We start from the raw sequence: 16,960 nt of genomic DNA on the forward strand, positions 1-16,960 counted from the left end.
TTATAGATTTACCTTAAGGAAAGAGGGAACTATAAATGCTATGGTTTCATAACGGGATTACATTTGAATCGAGCTTTATTACAATCGTCTTTTTTATCGTTTTTGGTAGCATCGCTTTCAGCCTTATTAAAGCTACTGTCACCTGGTCTACCAATAATCAATCACAAACCTTTACTAGACCCGTTAAGGTTGTGACAAAACGTACGAATATTCGGGGAGGTTCCAATCATTCTGCGGCATATACTTCTTATTTCATCACGTTTGAAGAACGAAATGGGGAGCGTCAGGAATTAAAAGTGAATGGTCGCGATTTTGGACAGCTAGTTGAGGGTGACACTGGCCTTTTAACATATCAGGGCACTCGCTTTCATACATTTGAAAGACAAAAAAGGGAGAGTAGCGATTAAATCGCACTCTCTCTTTTTGTTTTATTTAATTAAATATTTAGCAAATCCTGCCTCTGTATCCTCTAAATATTCAATGCCACTATTTGCTGAGATAAATTTTTGTGCATCTTTTGCAGATAGATAAACAACTTTTGTCTTAGCTGGGAATGGTACAAATGACCAGTTATTATCCGCAGCAGGGTTAATTGTTTTATTTGCCATAATATAATCAACTACAGCTTGACGATTTTCATAAGCATAGTTTGTTATATTAGAGCCGTCCGTATTTTTAAATGTCGCTCCATACGAACCACCAACACGGTAATTATTTGTAATGATAATAAATTCTTGATTTAAATCAATTGGTTTACCATTATACTGTACATTTTTAATACGGTTTGCCTTTTCATCAACAAGATTACCACGACGGTCATATTTAGATGGAGATGTTACATCAATTTGATAGGTTAAGCCATCTAACACATCAAAATTATAAGAGCGTGCTTCTGGATCAATGATATTTTGCTCTTCTGACTTATTCGGATCAATTGTTGCAAAAATACCTGCAGCCATCTCTAACCACTCTACTGCTTGTGCACCTGTCACTTTAATGGTTGCTACAGTATTATCGTAATGATAAATATCCGCCATATTTTTAATGGCAAGTGGACCAACTGGAATGTTTGTATAATCTAATGGATTATTTCGTGAACCCGCTTTAAAAGGAGCCCCAGCAGAAAGAAGCGGCGTTTTCTCATCCTTCGTTCCCTTTAATTCTTGTTCAATAAACCATTTTTGTGCTTGTGTTACGATTTGAATAGAAGAATCATCTTGCACCATTGAGAAATAACTATGGATTGGCGCAGTTGTTTCACCAACAGGCTGACGAATATATGTTAAAGTGCCTTCATGTGCTTGTTTCACAGCCTTTAACACCGTAGTGGAAGGTTGTAAACCTTCTTGCTTGATTGATTGTAATGACCCACTACCATCAACTACAACCCACTCTGATCCTTGTTGTTCAATTTTTAGGTCAATGACACCAAGATGGCTACCATAGCTACCTGCCATAACAGTTGGAACACCATGAATAGTTCCCTTCTCTTGATCTACATCTTTCAAATCTTTGTAGTCACCTGGGAATGTTAAGTGAGAGTGCCCTGTAATCAAAGCATCAATTCCATCAATTCCAGCTAGTTGATAACCAACATTTTCAGCGCCTTTCACATAAGTATCCTCACCAATACCTGAATGGGAAAGAACAACTATTACGTCTGCTCCAGCCTTCTGCATTTCAGGTACTACTTCTTTTACGGCTTCAACAGGCTCTTGCATGTTAACTTTACCAGCTAAATGAATGGCATCCCATTCAACAATTTTCGTTGGTACAATTCCAGTCACACCAACTTTCAGTGTATGTTTCTTACCTGCATTGTCCACTACTTCTTTATCAAGAATGACATAAGGTGTAAACATACGCTTTTTTGTTTTGGCATCGTAAGTATTAGCATTTACGACTGGATATTTTGCATCATTTAATACTTCATCTAAGAAGTCTAGACCATAGTTGAATTCATGATTCCCTAAAGTTCCGCCATCGTATTTTAAAGCGTTAAGCGCTGCAATAGCTGGGTGTACTTCCCCTGGCTTTAATACACTTTCTAACGCTTTATAAGAGCCAAGTGGCGTACCTTGAATTAAATCCCCATTATCGAATAATAGTGTGTTAGGATTTTTCGCACGAGCTTGTTCAATTAATGTAGCTGTATTAGCTAAACCTACCTCAGATGACGGAGCATCTAAATAGTAATTATAATTAGCTAAATTTGTATGAATATCTGTAGTTCCTAAAATTTGAAGATCTACTGAGACTCCATGAGATGGTGCCTTGTATTCTGCTACAAAGCGCTCCACAATACTTCCCATTTGCTCATGCGTTACATAGTCACGAGGACGAATCGTATTATCCTCGAACGCTTGAAGGATATTTGCTGCAACAGCATTAGCTAAATCTTGTTTATAAGCTTCAGCAATTTGATCAGCATCCTTAAATTGATCTAAGACCGCAAGGGAAGCATCTTCACTAACAAGTCCACGAGCAGATATAACAAATGCTTGTTGACGTGTTAATTTATCGTTTGGACCAAATGTAGTTGCCGTTTTTCCTTTTATAAGTTTTAACTGTACAGCTTTTTCTACATATGGCGCTAAATCCTTAGAGACATCAGTAAAAGTAAGGGAAGAACCATCACCTATCTCGACATCTAAGCTTTCTACTAATTCTTTTACATAATCAGCGCGTGTAACTTCATTGGAAGCAGCATTAGCAGTCCATCCAAATGGTATCAACGCGAATAAAACTAGTAGCATGGCTAAGAATTTAGTTATTAATTTCTTGTTCATACAACAACCTCCTTATTCATCTAGTATTTTCCTACAAATACTATTATATTAAACTAACTGTATTTTTTACTGAATAATTAGTCCTAATTATATGTATTTTTAAAAGAATGGATTATTACTTTCCTATAAAATCGCATTTTTCTATCATTTTTATTTTCGCACATCCAATAGAATGTTAGGAAATGTAAATTCCGAATATATAGTTAATACCAATATATCCGACCTCAGTGCCACACCATACCTCTGTTCACAAAATAAAAAAAGACCTCTCAAATTTGAAAGGTCTTTTATTAAAAAATATTTTTTACGCGTTTACCGCTTGAAGTGATTGAGCTACTTTTTTCACTTCTTCTAGGCCATTTGCAATAATTTCTTGTGCTTTATCAGGTGATGCATTGTGACCTTCAATAATTACTTCTTCGATAATTTCCATACCGAATACACCGCCTGCTACATTTTTAATGTAGCTTACGGACATTTCCATAGGCTGTGTTTCTGGTAGTGAGTAGTAGCCACCACGAGCATTTAAGATAATCGCTTTTTTATCAGTCATTAGGCTAACCATTTGGCCATCTTCACCGTATTTGAATGTGAAACCTGCTTGGTATACATAGTCAATAAATGTTTGTAAAGGTGCTGGAATAGTTAAATTCCAAAGTGGGAACGCAAATACGACTAAATCAGCTGCTGTTAATGCATCCATCGCTTTTTGTTTAGCAGCTAAAAGACGTGATTCGATGTCTGTTAACTCTCCACCATTTTGTACTTTACCAAACGCATTGAAAAGATCTTGCCCAAAGTATGGCATATCTTCTGCAAATACGTCAAAAGTTGTAACGTTTACACCTTGTACGTTTTCCATAAATGTATCGTACATTTTTGTTGAAATACCGTCTGGACGGTTGTTTGCTTTTACTACTAAAACGTTCATTATATAAAATCTCCCTTAAATCTCATAGTCTATTATCTCGAATTCAAGATATAAACCTATCTTAAAAAAATTCTTTTAAAAAGTCAACGATACTTTCCTCAGACTTTTGACTGAAATATTAGATAAGATTTTTCACTAAACGAATAAGAGAGGCTTGATATGTCAAGCCTCTCAGTCATAATAGTAATTTTAGCGCTATAATTTACAGTTATCATCTGTACAACCACCAGCGTTACCTGTACCAGCCATTTTCAGACCAGGTTGTAAGCCCTCTTCCTCAGCCACTTTACGTAATGTATCTTCGAATACTTCTTGTGGCTGTGCTCCAGAAATACCATATTTGCGGTTTAAGACAAAGAATGGAACCCCACGAACTCCAAGCTGCAACCCTTCTTGAATATCCGCTTCTACCTCATTTTTAAATTCATCCACAGCAAGAATTTTAGCCACTTGCTCGCGTTGCAACCCTACTTGTTCTGCTATATCTAATAATACTTCCTCTTGTCCAATACGTTTTCCTTCAATAAAATGACTATGCAATAGTGCTTCCACTAATGCCGTAACATCTCCCTGCTGCTCTGCCCATTTAACAAGTCGATGTGCCTTTAACGTATTCTCCTCCATTAGATTGCTAAAGTCATAGTTTAATCCTACTTCTTTCGCACGCGCAGTAACGCCCAATGTCATTTCTTTGGCCTTTTCTAAAGACATGCCATATTTCTTTGCTAATGATTCATACACCGTAATATTCGAATCTACTGGGGTATTTGGATCAAGTTGATAACTTTTATAAACCAGCTCCACTTGCCCACCAAGGCCAGTATCTTCAATAGCTTGCTCTAATTGTTTTTTACCAATATAACAAAACGGACATACATAGTCAGACCAAATTTCAATTTTCATTACTTACACTCTCCTTTTGCTACATTGTAGCGATAGACTAAATAACAAGGCAATTTTTATGCTTCATTGCATAAATTCACCAGTACATCTACATACTGAACATAAAAACATTGTGAGGTTTATCTATGACTCAATCTCTTTGGCTCGCTACGTCCGAATCTGTCTCACTATCTTCACTTCCTTCATCGACAACTTGTGATGTATGTATAGTCGGAGGAGGCTTAACCGGTCTTTATACAGCCTATGTCTTGGCAAAAGCAGGTGTTGATGTCCTTTTACTTGAGGCGAACACCCATTTTGGTCATGGTACCACGGGCCACTCCACAGGTAAATTAACTGCCCAGCATAGTATCGTTTATGCAAACCTTTTAGAAAAACTATCTGTTGATGAAGCACAGCTTTACTACCAACTCAATCAACAAGCCATTGAAAAGGTAACACAATTACTTCCAAAAGGCAGTGTTAAGCAAGTAGATTCACTATTGTATGCTCAAACAAAGGATGGGTATGCGCAATTATTAAAAGAATGGAATGCTTATAAAGTTTTAAATATCCAATCAAAAATCACCACAGAAACGGAGCTTCCCTTCCCCATTAAAAAGGCCTTATGCATGTCTCAGCAAGCTCAAATAAACCCTGTAGAGGTAAGTAATTTTCTTGCCAAAGAAGCACAGGCGATGGGGGCAAAGCTTTATACAAATACACGGGTTCAACAATTAAACATAGCTCAAAATAACTTACATACCGAAAAGAACATGTCGGTTCAATATAAGAAGCTTATTTTGTGCTCACATTATCCCATTGAGGCTTTTAAGGGACTAAAGCTGTTCAAACTATCAAATAGTCGTTCTTATATGGTGGCTAGTAAAATTTCTGAAACTATGCAGGGTCAATATTTATCCGTTGATTTCCCATCCCGTTCCATTCGCACAGCTACAATTAAGAACGAGCATTTTTTAGTACTTGGTGGAGCGAATCATATCGCTGGGGAAACAGTCAATACAGAACCGTACTATGATGCCATTTCAAATGAAATGAAAGAACATTTTGAGCAAGAGCCCATTTATCGATGGTCAGCTCAGGATATCGAGACTCCTGACATCGTTCCTTATGTAGGAAGAATTACAAACTCATTGCCGAACGTATTCATTGCTACTGGCTATAGAAAGTGGGGCATTTCTAATTCCTTTGTTGCTGGTGACATTTTATCCAGCCTAATCACTGGATCGAGAAGTGAAGATGGTGCCATTGCACTCTATTCACCCTCACGTACAAAATTCGGTGCACAATTTATGCAAATGCTTAAAGTTGGCGGCTTTGTCGCAAAAGAGTTTATTACTGGGTATATGAGACATGCCAGTGCCCCAACATGCACGCACTTAGGCTGTAAGACGAAATGGAATGAGGCTGATGAAACTTGGGATTGTCCTTGCCATGGCTCCCGCTTCAACGCTCAAGGAGAAGTACTAGAAGGACCTGCCGTACAACCTTTGAAACTAGATTAAAAAAGAGGCTGTCCTCATAGACAGCCTCTTTTAAATTATTTTAGAGCTTCTGTTAATACTGGCACAATTTGTTTTTTACGAGAAACAACACCTGGTAACACAACACGGTTGTTGATAAGCTCAGCACTGAATCCTTTTGCTGCAGCTTGTGCTACTTGTCCAATTGCTACAGCTGTAGAATCGTTGTTTAAAATATCTGTCACAACGAAGAAGAATAAATCTAAACCATTTTCAGCAACATTTTTATTTAATAAAATCTCTAATTCCTCTTGACGATTAAGTACATCATTAATATCTACAGCATTAACCTGTGCAACAACAGATTTGTACTCACCAAATTGGAATTCCTTAGCATCTAATGATAATAAATCCTCTAAAGATTTATCAGATAGGTCTGCACCTGCTTTTAGCATAGCTAAACCATATTCTGCAACGTCCACATTAGCAATTTTAGCTAGCTCTTCGCCCGCTTTTACATCTTGCTCTGTGCAAGTCGGTGATTTGAATAATAATGTATCTGAAACAATTGCAGATAACATTAAACCAGCAATGTTCGCAGGTATGTCTAAACCGTTTTCGTTAAAAATTTTCTTAAGAATAGTAGCCGTACAGCCTACTGGTTCTGCACGATAATATAGTGGATCAGCTGTTTGGAAGTTGGCGATGCGGTGGTGATCAATTACCTCTGCAATTTGCACTTCCTCAATACCGTCAGCCGATTGTTGGAATTCATTGTGGTCTACTAGAATAACTTTGTCCGCTTCATCAACAACAGAAGAGATTAAACGTGGCGCTTCAAAGCCAAATTTATCTAAAGCAAATTGAGTTTCATTATTAACATCTCCTAGACGTACTGCCTCTGCTTCTTCTCCAATTTGTTGTTTTAAATAAGCATATACGATTGCAGATGTGATCGTGTCTGTATCTGGGTTTTTATGTCCAAAAACTAATACTTTACTCATTGAATTTATTCCTCCTAAAATGACCTTACATTTATCTTTTATTTTATCATATCTTATGGACTAACAAAAAATGATAAATTGAAACATTAAGTAAACTAAGCTCTTTCATTTAATATACAATAATAATTTTCCACTACCAATAACCAACTTTACAAATATGAATTAAGTATATAAGACCTTCAAGCTGTCATATACATATATTTTGTACACCTACCCTCTTCATTTCTATTTTCTTTTTTTACCATCCTTTTTTTAACATTCTATAGTAAAAGTGCATCTTTTTCTAATATTTTTTATTTTATATAGATATTTAGTCGTATTTTCATATTTATGTAAGCATAATTTTATGCTATTATCAGATAGTCTATATTTTTGGATTTTAGGAAATGGGGATTACAATGACAAAGAAGATGGAAAAAAAGTATATTCCTTTAGCTAATTATTTTGAAGTAGCTTTACAACAAGAAATCACTTTATCCTTTAGTGAATTAGAAAACATTATGGGACAAGCCTTACCGAATGCCGCCTACTTAAATAAGAGCTGGTGGAAAAAAACAAAGCCCCCTCTATCGCACTATTTGTCATGGACAAATGCAGGTTATCATGTCATTGATATTAGACTAGGTACTAGTGTAACTTTCTCATGCACGCAAACAAAGACAACTGAAAACAATCTTTCAAAAAGGGAAGAGGACCCTTCTGCATACATAATTCGAGGGATTGAAGCATCTGATGCTAGATCATTTATTCTTTTACAGGAGGAAATTTTTCAACAAACCGACTTCATGTACAATGGTCAAAATGAATTAGATCTAACTGTCCAACAACTTCGTAAAAATTTAACCTATTGGAAGCAGCTTAAAAATCGTACTATATTACTTTGCGTATTAAATGGTATTTTTGCAGGCTATGCAGTTATACATGGGTATAAACAAACGAAAGCTAGACATGTTGCCTCTGTTCGCTTAGCTGTGAAGGAAGAGTACCAACAAAAAGGCATCGGCTCCGCCCTAATGAAGGCTGTGGAAGGTTGGTCAAAACAACGTGACATATCTCGTTTAGAATTATCAGTCATGGAACATAACAATGTTGCTTTACATCTCTTTACAAAATTAGGATTTAAACAAGAGGGCATTCGACAAAATGCTATTAAATTAAATGATACTTACATTAACGAGTACAACTTGAGTAAAATTTTATAATTCACTTTACCTAGATGTCTAAAGCGTATTTGGACATCTTTTTATATATGTTCCCTATAAAAAAACGCATAGAAAAGTAAAATAATACTTTTCTATGCATAACATTAAAATACCCTTTTCTCTCTAGCAGCATTCAGGAATAATATATTACTATCTACTTGCTCATTGGATTTTTGATATTTTTCATACTGCCCCTTGTCTTGGTTAATCATTTCCTCTAATAAAGCGTGTAAGAAAGAAAACAAAACGGGCACTATATCTAACGAGGAATGCTTGTTGGTTCCAAGTGCAAACAAAATATTAGCATATTCACGAACCGGTGAAAATGCAGTTCCGGTAATCGCAATAATTTTTACTTTCTTCATCTTTGCAATTTCAACAATCGTTTGAATATCCTTTAACTGTTGATCAAACGATAAAACTATTAATGTTGTACGCTCTCCCATGTTATTAATTTGATTCATAATTTCATCCGAATCTATTCGAAGCTGCTTAATATTAGAACGTAGTGTTTTTAATGTGTTGGATAACCAATTTGCTATAGATACAGCCTCACGAGTCCCTAGAATATAGATATTTTCTGCTTCATGCATCCATTTTGAACTTGTTTGAATTTGCTGATCATTAATTAATTGAATTGTTTCCTGAATGTTTCGGCTATCCCGCTGCATTACCTTCCCAAAGCTAGAATTAACTAGCTTATTACCCGTATAGGTAGATTGTAGATTTGTTCCTACATCTTGGGACATAATATAGCCTCTTATTTCTTCTTGCAGCTCCACATATCCCGATAAATCCATGGCATAGCAAAAGCGAATAACCGTTGATTCACTTACATTAGCCAGTCTGCCTACTTCTGCTGCTCCATTAGCAATCACTGTATTGGGATTATCCATTACAAATTGTGCTACTTTACGCTGCCCCTTTGAGAGTCTTACAAACCTTTTCTTTATATCCTCACGAATGCTCATTCCTAACAACCTTTCTTTCAATGACCTTATCACGAATGGGAGATTGTTTCCTACTTACTCAAAATTCGATTAAAAATACAGTATCACGATTGCAATTTGAATACAATGACTTTTCTGAAAAATCTTCAGCGCATTAACCTGCTAATATGTCGATTTTTTATACTTTTTTCCTTTTCAATGATGACTTCTCATTTTATCAAAATTATTAATTACTTTGAATAAAAATTAATAATTACTAATTATTATGCATTATACTAGCGAATAAAGACAAAAATGTCCTGGATCGATTACTCTTATCCAGGACATTATTTTATTTATTATTCTAATTCTAGCTGCTTGGTTTCCTTCCCAAGAAATATGACGCCCACAACACCTATAATTATTGCTCCACAGAAAATGGCAAAAATGAAGCCTATATCATAGCCAGCTGTTAATAAAGAACCTACTAGTAAGGGCCCAAAAATCCCACCAATTCGCCCTGCAGCAGCTGCCATTCCTGCACCAGTACCACGAATAATAGAAGGGTATTGCTCAGGTGTATAAGCATATAACGCCCCCCATGCACCTAAGTTAAAGAAAGATAAAAACATGCCAGATAATACTAGTACGACAAGTGTATCAGCATTCCCAAAAATGAAAGCACTCACTGCTGTACCAATTAGATAGGAAACAAGCACAAATTTCCGCCCAAATTTTTCAATAAACCATGCGGCAGTAAAATAACCAGGTAATTGAGCTAATGTCATAATGAGAACGTACTTAAAACTTGTAATCATATCAAAGCCCTTACCAACCATGACACTTGGAAGCCATAGGAACATACCGTAATACGAAAATACAACTGTAAACCACAGCACCCAAAGCATCAATGTGGAACGTGCATATTTTTTTGACCAAACTTCTTTTATATTTTGAAGGATACTACGCGCTTTGGCCTCTTTTTTCACCATAAACTGCGGTGAATCTGGGAGATGCCATCGAAGATAAATAGCATAAAATGCAGGGAGTGCTGTTAAGACTAACGCTACTCGCCATCCCCACGTTGGAATAACAAAATAGGATATTAATGCGGCAATTAGCCATCCCGCTGCCCAAAAGCTTTCCAATAAAACAACTACGCGCCCTCTTTCTTTTGCTGCCACACTTTCAGACACTAATGTGGATGCAACAGGTAATTCTCCGCCCAGGCCCATTCCTACTAAAAATCGTAGCATTAAAAATGCTGTTAATGTAGTCGTAAAAGCAGACAAACCGCTCGCAATGGAAAATAGGACAAGTGTCCACATAAAAATTTGCTTTCGCCCTACCTTGTCGGCAAAAACACCAAATACAAGGGCTCCTACAGCCATTCCAATTGAATTAATACTACCAATCCAACCAGATTGACTTGGTGTCAGTCCCCAATCTGCTGCCAATGCTGCAATGACAAACGATAATATCCCAACATCCATTGCATCAAAAAGCCACCCAATACCCGCAATACCCAACAGTCTATTTCTAGAAATTGTTTGCTTCGATTTATTTGTTCCTACAGTATTTGTCGTCATTTCAACCACCTGTCTTTACACTTGACTTTACATTACAAGATTACTATACAGTTGTTTCAAGAAAGTGACAAGCAAAATTCAAATTACCGAATTGTTTCGACAATTTATGAAATGCTATTGAAATAATAGTGTGATTTGCGTTAAAATGTCTTTTATACAAAAACAACTGTTCTTTCTATGAGAACAAAAGGAGATCATATCTTTATGTGGAAAGGCCTTATTGAAGAATATAAACAATTTTTACCTGTAACAGAAAATACACCTGCATTAACTTTAAACGAAGGCAATACGCCTCTTATACATTTAGTGAATTTATCCAAGAAATTAGGCATTGAGCTTTACGGTAAAATTGAGGGTGCAAACCCAACCGGCTCTTTTAAAGACCGTGGTATGGTATTTGCAGTGGCCAAAGCTATTGAAGATGGTAGTAAATGTGTTATTTGTGCCTCAACAGGAAATACATCTGCTGCTGCAGCTGCTTATGCTACAAGAGCTGGTATTCAATCCATCGTTGTAATTCCTAAAGGAAAAGTTGCCCTTGGTAAGCTTGCACAAGCAACTATGTATGGTGCAAAAATCATTGAGATTGACGGTAACTTTGATGATGCTTTAAGTATTGTTCGCCAAGTAAGTGAAACAACTCCTGTCGCTCTTGTCAACTCCGTCAATCCATACCGCATTGAAGGTCAAAAAACTGCATCATTTGAGATTGTAGATGCCTTAGGCTCAGCTCCTGATTATCTATGCATCCCAGTTGGAAATGCAGGGAATATTACTGCTTACTGGAAGGGCTTTAAAGAATATCATGCTGCTAAAGATTCTGGTCTACCCAAGATGTATGGCTTTGAAGCTGAAGGTGCAGCAGCAATCGTCAAAGGAGAGCCTATTGCCAATCCAGAGACAGTTGCCACTGCTATTCGAATTGGTAATCCAGCTAGCTGGAAATTGGCAGAAGCAGCTCGAGATGAATCTGGAGGTATAATTGACTCCGTAACGGATCAAGAAATTATTGCAGCTTATAAGTTAATCGCAAATACAGAAGGTATTTTCGTTGAACCAGGGTCTGCTGCATCATTAGCAGGTGTTATTAAATCGGTGGAAAGCGGAAAAATTCCAATGGGTTCAAAAGTAGTGACAATCTTCACAGGTAATGGACTAAAAGATCCTGATACAGCCATGGATGTATCCACAGTAGAAGTAGTATCCCTTAAAAATGATGAAAATGAAATTCGAGAATATATCGAGGGAATACTATGAATAAAACGTGGCAAATCTCAGTTCCAGGAAGCACAGCCAATCTAGGGCCTGGCTTTGATTCCATAGGACTCGGCTTGTCTCTATACTTACAATTAACAGTTACTTTACAGGATACATGGGCTATCATCCATCTTGATGATAACGGTCCTAAAGAGTTTGAGCTTGAAGAACATTTACTATACGTCATTGCAAAAAAAGTTGCTGAGCAATATGGGCAACAATTACCTGCATGTCGTGTGGAAATGGCTAGTGAGCTACCATTAGCACGTGGGCTTGGAAGCAGTGCGGCTGTGATAGTTGCAGGTATTGAACTAGCCAATCAAGTATGTGGGCTTGGCTTATCGGTACAAGATAAACTCAACTTATCATCTCAAATTGAAGGACACCCAGATAACGCAACCGCGTCAGTCTTAGGGGGGTTAACCATTTCATCTATGGATGGAAAAGGAAATGTTGATACTTTCCATATCAATAAAATTGATGCTTCCTTTGTGGTATATATACCGAATGTTGAATTAAAAACGAGCGAATCTCGATCTGTATTACCAGAGCAATTTGACAGAGCTTATGCTGTTCATGCTTCAGCAAATGCTAATATGCTAGCTGCTTCACTAATGGCACGTGATTTCCAGCGTGCGGGCCGTTATATGGAAGAAGATTTATTTCATGAACCGTTTCGTGCAAAGTTAATTCCCGAGTATAGTGAAATTCGTACAGCCGCTAAGAAGAATGGTGCTTACGGGACTGCTTTAAGCGGGGCTGGTCCTACATTGATTTCTATTATTCCTTCTACTATTGCTGGTGATTTTGTTCAAACTATGAAAAAACAATTTCCTGAACATCAAGTGATTGTAACAAAAGCTGATGAGCAAGGTATACAAGTACGTGAATATATGAAACGTCTACTTTAATAGTAGGCGTTTTTTCTTGAAAGCAAGGGAGGATAAAACTAATATTATAGAAGTATAGGGTATGACCTGAAACACCTATTATTGAGATACGCGCTTTTCTAAGGAGGAACTATCTTGAAGCCAATTATATTCTGTGATTTCGATGGCACGATAACAGAAACTGATAATATTTTTTCCCTGATGACAGAATTTGTTCCGCAAGAATCTGAGAAGATTGCGAAAGCTATGATGGAGCAAACAATTTCATTTAAAGATGGACTCTCTGCTATGTTTCATTTACTTTCTACTGAACAAAAAGATGAAGTCATTCAATATCTTATGGATACAGCCGTCATACGTGAAGGATTCGAAGATTTTGTTCGATATGCCCAAAATCATGACATTCCGTTTTATATTGTAAGTGGAGGAGTCGATTTTTTTATTGAGCCTTTAGTAGAAAAATACGGCCCTTTCTCAGGTATCTACTGCAATAAAGCGGATTTTTCTGGTGAACAAATTAAACTAATTTATTCAAATAGCTGTGATGAGGAATGTGCAAAATATAGTACTCAAGGATGCGGCTGCTGTAAGCCTAGCGTTATGCGGAAAGTCGCAAAAGAAGAGCATTTTAAAATTGTTATCGGTGATTCTCTTTCAGATTTTGAAGCTGCTAAACAAGCTGATATTGTTCTGGCTAGAGACCATCTCATTCAGCGCTGTGAAGAGCTTCATGTTTCATATAAACCATTTATCACATTCCATGACTGTCTAAAAATTGTGCAAGAACTTATGGAAACCAACCATGCTGTACCAACAACTTAATGCATGCCTAAAAAAAGGGAACCATTTTATAAATGGCTCCCTTTTCATATTGACTTATACTAATAATACTAGGCTGATGGCCATAACAGCCATTCCCCCTACCAAGCCATACATTGATAAATGGGTTTCATCATACCTCTGCGCTGCCGGTAATAATTCGTCCAATGAAATAAAGACCATTATACCTGCAACTCCAGCAAAAATGATGCCAAACATAACGTCTGTTAAAAATGGCATAAGCAGCAAGAAGGCAACTAATGCACCAACTGGCTCTGCTAACCCTGATAAAAATGATAATTTAAAAGCCTTTCGACGGTTGCCCGTTGCAAAGAAAATTGGAACAGACACTGCTATCCCCTCAGGAATATTATGAATCGCTACTGCTATGGCAATGGCAATTCCTACATTGGGATCGTTAATAGCTGACATAAACGTAGCGATACCCTCAGGAAAGTTATGGATTCCAATAGCCAGAGCTGTAAAAATACCCATCTTCATCAAATGATCTTCATTCACCTGTGGCTTTATTGCATTCACATCTTCTACTAGCTTTACTTCATGAGGATTTGTTGATTTTGGAATGAATTTATCGATTAAGGCAATGAATAACATACCACCGAAAAATCCGGCAATTGTCATCCAATAACCATTCGTATTACCTAATGCATTCGTTAAAGCATCTTTAGCCTTAACGAAAATCTCAACAAGTGAGACATAAATCATAACGCCTGCTGAAAAACCCAATGCTAGCGATAGAAATTTTGTATTTGTTCTTGATGTAAAAAAAGCTATTAAACTACCTACTCCAGTTGCAAGCCCTGCAAATAGAGTCAGTCCAAATGCTAGTAAAACGTTTCCGTCCATACCCTTCTTCCTTTTCCCTTTTTTTTATTGTACTCATCTTAACGCAGAAGTTTCCTAAGAGCAATTCTTTTTTACAAGGTAAATTTGGTCCATTGACCTTGCTTCATCCGTTTGCGCACAAAAAAGCAGTATCAATTCATATGAATTTTGATACTGCTCTCACTATCTATTTATGATCCGATTGGAATATTCTTTTACGACGTTCATACCAGATGACACAAATAATGAACCAAGTATATCCCATACTCCAGCCTGCGAGTACATCAGTAGCAAAATGTCTTGCGCCAGCTATACGGGATAATCCTATAAGCACCATCAGGATCGTAGCTCCAAGCCACAATAGGATTTTACGACCTTTACTATTATTTTCAGCTAATATATATGCGGTTGCAAATAAATACAGAATACCGGTCATCGCATGTCCCGATGGAAAGCTATAAGATGTTAATTGATCTTCAATTTCAGGTCGTGCTCGTTGAATCCATTTTTTTAATACTTGATTTAACACATTCCCTGCCGCAAATGTTAAAACAATAAATAGCATACCTCGATAATTTTTTGTCTTCCACGCTAAATACACAATCAAAATTACTGCTACAATAACAACAAATATAGGTTCTCCTATATAATGAAAGACTTCAAGAAATTGATTCCCAAAAAAGACATGTGCCATTTTTGTATCAAACTTATTCATCCAATCACTTTGAAAAGTTAAACTTAAAAAAATAAATATAATTAGTGTAATGATTGCCAAAGGATAGGCCCATTTTTTCATACTTTCACCTCAAAAACATATTGCTATGATCTTCACATCATAACATAATTATGTCCGAACTAGAGGGAGAGAAGCATTAATTTTATTAAATACATCGTTGCATTCTTGAGTGATCATCGTGGACTGTTCATTAGGTTTGTTAAAGTAATTAGAGACAACCAATGCAACAATGAATAAAATAGCCACGATAGGTAGTATTTTTCTAAATATCATCCACACACTCCTGTTCTACAGCTATTATTTGATGAGCACTGGATCAAATAGCCAATCCGTTGGACCAAAGTTTGGATCTTTTTCTCCTCTTACTTCACGGGAGATTCCATGTTTGATAATAACTTCTCTAAACCTTTTACTAAATAAGGTTTTTTTATAAAGATATCTTCCATCATGACTCCATTCAGCTGAGTAAAAGACGTCGCCTTTCAACGCTGCTAAATCTTCCTGATAATACATATCTGGCCCTTTGATAACTCCATTCAAACCACAGCTACATGGAGGTTGTTCAGTTGCAAAGTATAATTTTACTCTATCATGACTACATGCGGGTAGGATTTGTGTAGGAATAATTTGATAAGCTGGCTGTTTTCCTTGCTCAGGTCCCTGATGGATTACCTCTAAAAATTCAAACCCTTCTAGTTTTTCCCTTTTCAGTAGTGCTACCAGTTCCTCAGAAGCTACCCAATATCCACTTACATGCACTAAATGACGTCCATTCATGTGTGAAGTGTCAATAACTATAGGAGATAATTGCTCTTTATCCATAAGTCCGCAATTCTTACAATGAGTACTTAAAGTAAATAATGTCCCTTTATCCTCTAGAAACATTTCAGGTGAATTTCCTGTTGAATTTAAAGTAAACAACGGTGCTCGTTCATACTCCAAATCAGAAAATTCAAAGTAGAATCGTTCTCCAATTGAGACAATACCAAATTCACGTTCTAATGACTCATATAAAGCAGCTACTTTCTCGTATGTTACATCTTCGTTTAATGTAAAAATAGGATTAAATTTTGTTTTTAAATTTCTCTTTCTAATTTCAGGCGCACCAATAGCAATACCATGACGATTATAAACGTTAATCACTTGATCTTGACTAGATTCATCTATAGAAAACAAATTTTCGAGTTCTACTTTCACAATACACGCCTACCTTTATAAAGTTTTATGGTGAAGTATATTGACTGCTAGTTACCATTCTATAATCTACCGTTTACATACATAGTTAGGGTTACTTTTTGTTGAAGAAAATCATTTGTATTACTACTCACTATAGCAAATCTACTTAACCACGGTAATTTAAGCGTACCAGTACTTATACCGATATTTCAACTTCGGGTTTACGCCAATTTTTTGGCGTGATTCATGCAAAATTATGGCGTGATTTGGCGGTTCTCAAAAAACACCGCCATTTTTTTGGCGGTGTTTTAAAAAGATTATAGTAACTTCAGCATATAAATAAGGTATTTTTTTACACAGTATTATAAGAGAAGAATTTTTGTAAGAAAGTACCTTTTGTAGGAAAATACATCAAAAGTATAACAT

16 protein-coding genes are annotated in these 16,960 nt (G+C 36.5%); 6 read left to right on the forward strand and 10 right to left on the reverse strand.

The window, feature by feature from the left end; genetic code table 11:
* The first annotated feature begins 35 nt into the window (after positions 1 to 35).
* Positions 36 to 407: a DUF2500 domain-containing protein gene (locus ACP3VS_RS09035; protein ID WP_099805352.1), complete on the forward strand. Its 372-nt coding sequence runs from the start codon at positions 36 to 38 to the stop codon at positions 405 to 407.
* A 21-nt stretch (positions 408 to 428) separates the two neighbouring features.
* Here the strand turns inward: ACP3VS_RS09035 and ACP3VS_RS09040 are convergent, their stop codons facing one another.
* From ACP3VS_RS09040 to ACP3VS_RS09050, 3 genes are all read right to left on the reverse strand, one after another.
* A complete protein-coding gene (locus tag ACP3VS_RS09040; RefSeq protein WP_036217631.1) occupies positions 429 to 2,789 on the reverse strand; it encodes a bifunctional 2',3'-cyclic-nucleotide 2'-phosphodiesterase/3'-nucleotidase in 2,361 nt (786 codons plus the stop codon).
* Between the two features lie 304 nt (positions 2,790 to 3,093).
* Positions 3,094 to 3,720, reverse strand: coding sequence for an FMN-dependent NADH-azoreductase (locus ACP3VS_RS09045; protein WP_426388562.1), 627 nt, complete (start codon positions 3,718 to 3,720; stop codon positions 3,094 to 3,096).
* 195 nt (positions 3,721 to 3,915) lie between these two features.
* On the reverse strand, positions 3,916 to 4,623 hold the full coding sequence (locus ACP3VS_RS09050; RefSeq protein WP_426388563.1) for a DsbA family oxidoreductase: 708 nt from the start codon (positions 4,621 to 4,623) through the stop codon (positions 3,916 to 3,918).
* A gap of 125 nt (positions 4,624 to 4,748) precedes the next feature.
* On the opposite strand from ACP3VS_RS09050, the gene ACP3VS_RS09055 reads away from it, so the two are divergent.
* Positions 4,749 to 6,128, forward strand: coding sequence for an FAD-dependent oxidoreductase (locus ACP3VS_RS09055; protein ID WP_426388564.1), 1,380 nt, complete (start codon positions 4,749 to 4,751; stop codon positions 6,126 to 6,128).
* 35 nt (positions 6,129 to 6,163) lie between these two features.
* Here the strand turns inward: ACP3VS_RS09055 and ACP3VS_RS09060 are convergent, their stop codons facing one another.
* Complete coding sequence (locus ACP3VS_RS09060; RefSeq protein WP_036164801.1) at positions 6,164 to 7,090, reverse strand: manganese-dependent inorganic pyrophosphatase; 927 nt, start codon at positions 7,088 to 7,090, stop codon at positions 6,164 to 6,166.
* 398 nt (positions 7,091 to 7,488) lie between these two features.
* Here ACP3VS_RS09060 and ACP3VS_RS09065 point away from each other — a divergent pair, with 398 nt between their 5' ends.
* Positions 7,489 to 8,292, forward strand: coding sequence for a GNAT family N-acetyltransferase (locus ACP3VS_RS09065; RefSeq protein WP_241740716.1), 804 nt, complete (start codon positions 7,489 to 7,491; stop codon positions 8,290 to 8,292).
* A 104-nt stretch (positions 8,293 to 8,396) separates the two neighbouring features.
* Here ACP3VS_RS09065 and ACP3VS_RS09070 read toward each other — a convergent pair whose 3' ends face one another.
* Together ACP3VS_RS09070 and ACP3VS_RS09075 are read right to left on the reverse strand one after the other, a co-directional pair.
* Positions 8,397 to 9,263: a MurR/RpiR family transcriptional regulator gene (locus ACP3VS_RS09070; RefSeq protein WP_426388565.1), complete on the reverse strand. Its 867-nt coding sequence runs from the start codon at positions 9,261 to 9,263 to the stop codon at positions 8,397 to 8,399.
* Between the two features lie 317 nt (positions 9,264 to 9,580).
* Positions 9,581 to 10,810 carry an MFS transporter gene (locus ACP3VS_RS09075; protein WP_031416519.1) on the reverse strand — a complete coding sequence of 410 codons (1,230 nt, stop codon included), beginning with the start codon at positions 10,808 to 10,810 and terminating at the stop codon, positions 9,581 to 9,583.
* A gap of 204 nt (positions 10,811 to 11,014) precedes the next feature.
* Between ACP3VS_RS09075 and thrC the strand changes: the two genes are divergently transcribed.
* From thrC to ACP3VS_RS09090, 3 genes are all read left to right on the forward strand, one after another.
* Positions 11,015 to 12,067: a threonine synthase gene (gene thrC / locus ACP3VS_RS09080; RefSeq protein ID WP_031416520.1), complete on the forward strand. Its 1,053-nt coding sequence runs from the start codon at positions 11,015 to 11,017 to the stop codon at positions 12,065 to 12,067.
* Entirely contained in the window at positions 12,064 to 12,978 is a 915-nt protein-coding gene (gene thrB / locus ACP3VS_RS09085) for a homoserine kinase (RefSeq protein ID WP_200990698.1), read from the forward strand. The genes thrC and thrB overlap by 4 nt, the downstream gene beginning before the upstream one ends.
* 114 nt (positions 12,979 to 13,092) lie before the next feature.
* On the forward strand, positions 13,093 to 13,779 hold the full coding sequence (locus ACP3VS_RS09090; protein WP_031416525.1) for an MtnX-like HAD-IB family phosphatase: 687 nt from the start codon (positions 13,093 to 13,095) through the stop codon (positions 13,777 to 13,779).
* Between the two features lie 54 nt (positions 13,780 to 13,833).
* Here ACP3VS_RS09090 and zupT read toward each other — a convergent pair whose 3' ends face one another.
* The 4 genes from zupT to ACP3VS_RS09110 form a co-directional block, all read right to left on the reverse strand.
* Positions 13,834 to 14,643 carry a zinc transporter ZupT gene (zupT, locus tag ACP3VS_RS09095; protein ID WP_036162366.1) on the reverse strand — a complete coding sequence of 270 codons (810 nt, stop codon included), beginning with the start codon at positions 14,641 to 14,643 and terminating at the stop codon, positions 13,834 to 13,836.
* A gap of 166 nt (positions 14,644 to 14,809) precedes the next feature.
* A complete protein-coding gene (locus ACP3VS_RS09100; protein ID WP_012295832.1) occupies positions 14,810 to 15,418 on the reverse strand; it encodes a phosphatase PAP2 family protein in 609 nt (202 codons plus the stop codon).
* A 48-nt stretch (positions 15,419 to 15,466) separates the two neighbouring features.
* Positions 15,467 to 15,631 (reverse strand): hypothetical protein, encoded by a 165-nt coding sequence (locus ACP3VS_RS09105; protein WP_155726279.1) that lies wholly within the window; start codon positions 15,629 to 15,631, stop codon positions 15,467 to 15,469.
* Positions 15,632 to 15,655: 24 nt separating this feature from the next.
* Positions 15,656 to 16,555 (reverse strand): hypothetical protein, encoded by a 900-nt coding sequence (locus ACP3VS_RS09110; protein WP_012295833.1) that lies wholly within the window; start codon positions 16,553 to 16,555, stop codon positions 15,656 to 15,658.
* Positions 16,556 to 16,960 lie beyond the last annotated feature (405 nt).

Source organism: Lysinibacillus sp. VIII_CA, assembly GCF_049943995.1.
Classification (GTDB): domain Bacteria; phylum Bacillota; class Bacilli; order Bacillales_A; family Planococcaceae; genus Lysinibacillus; species Lysinibacillus pinottii.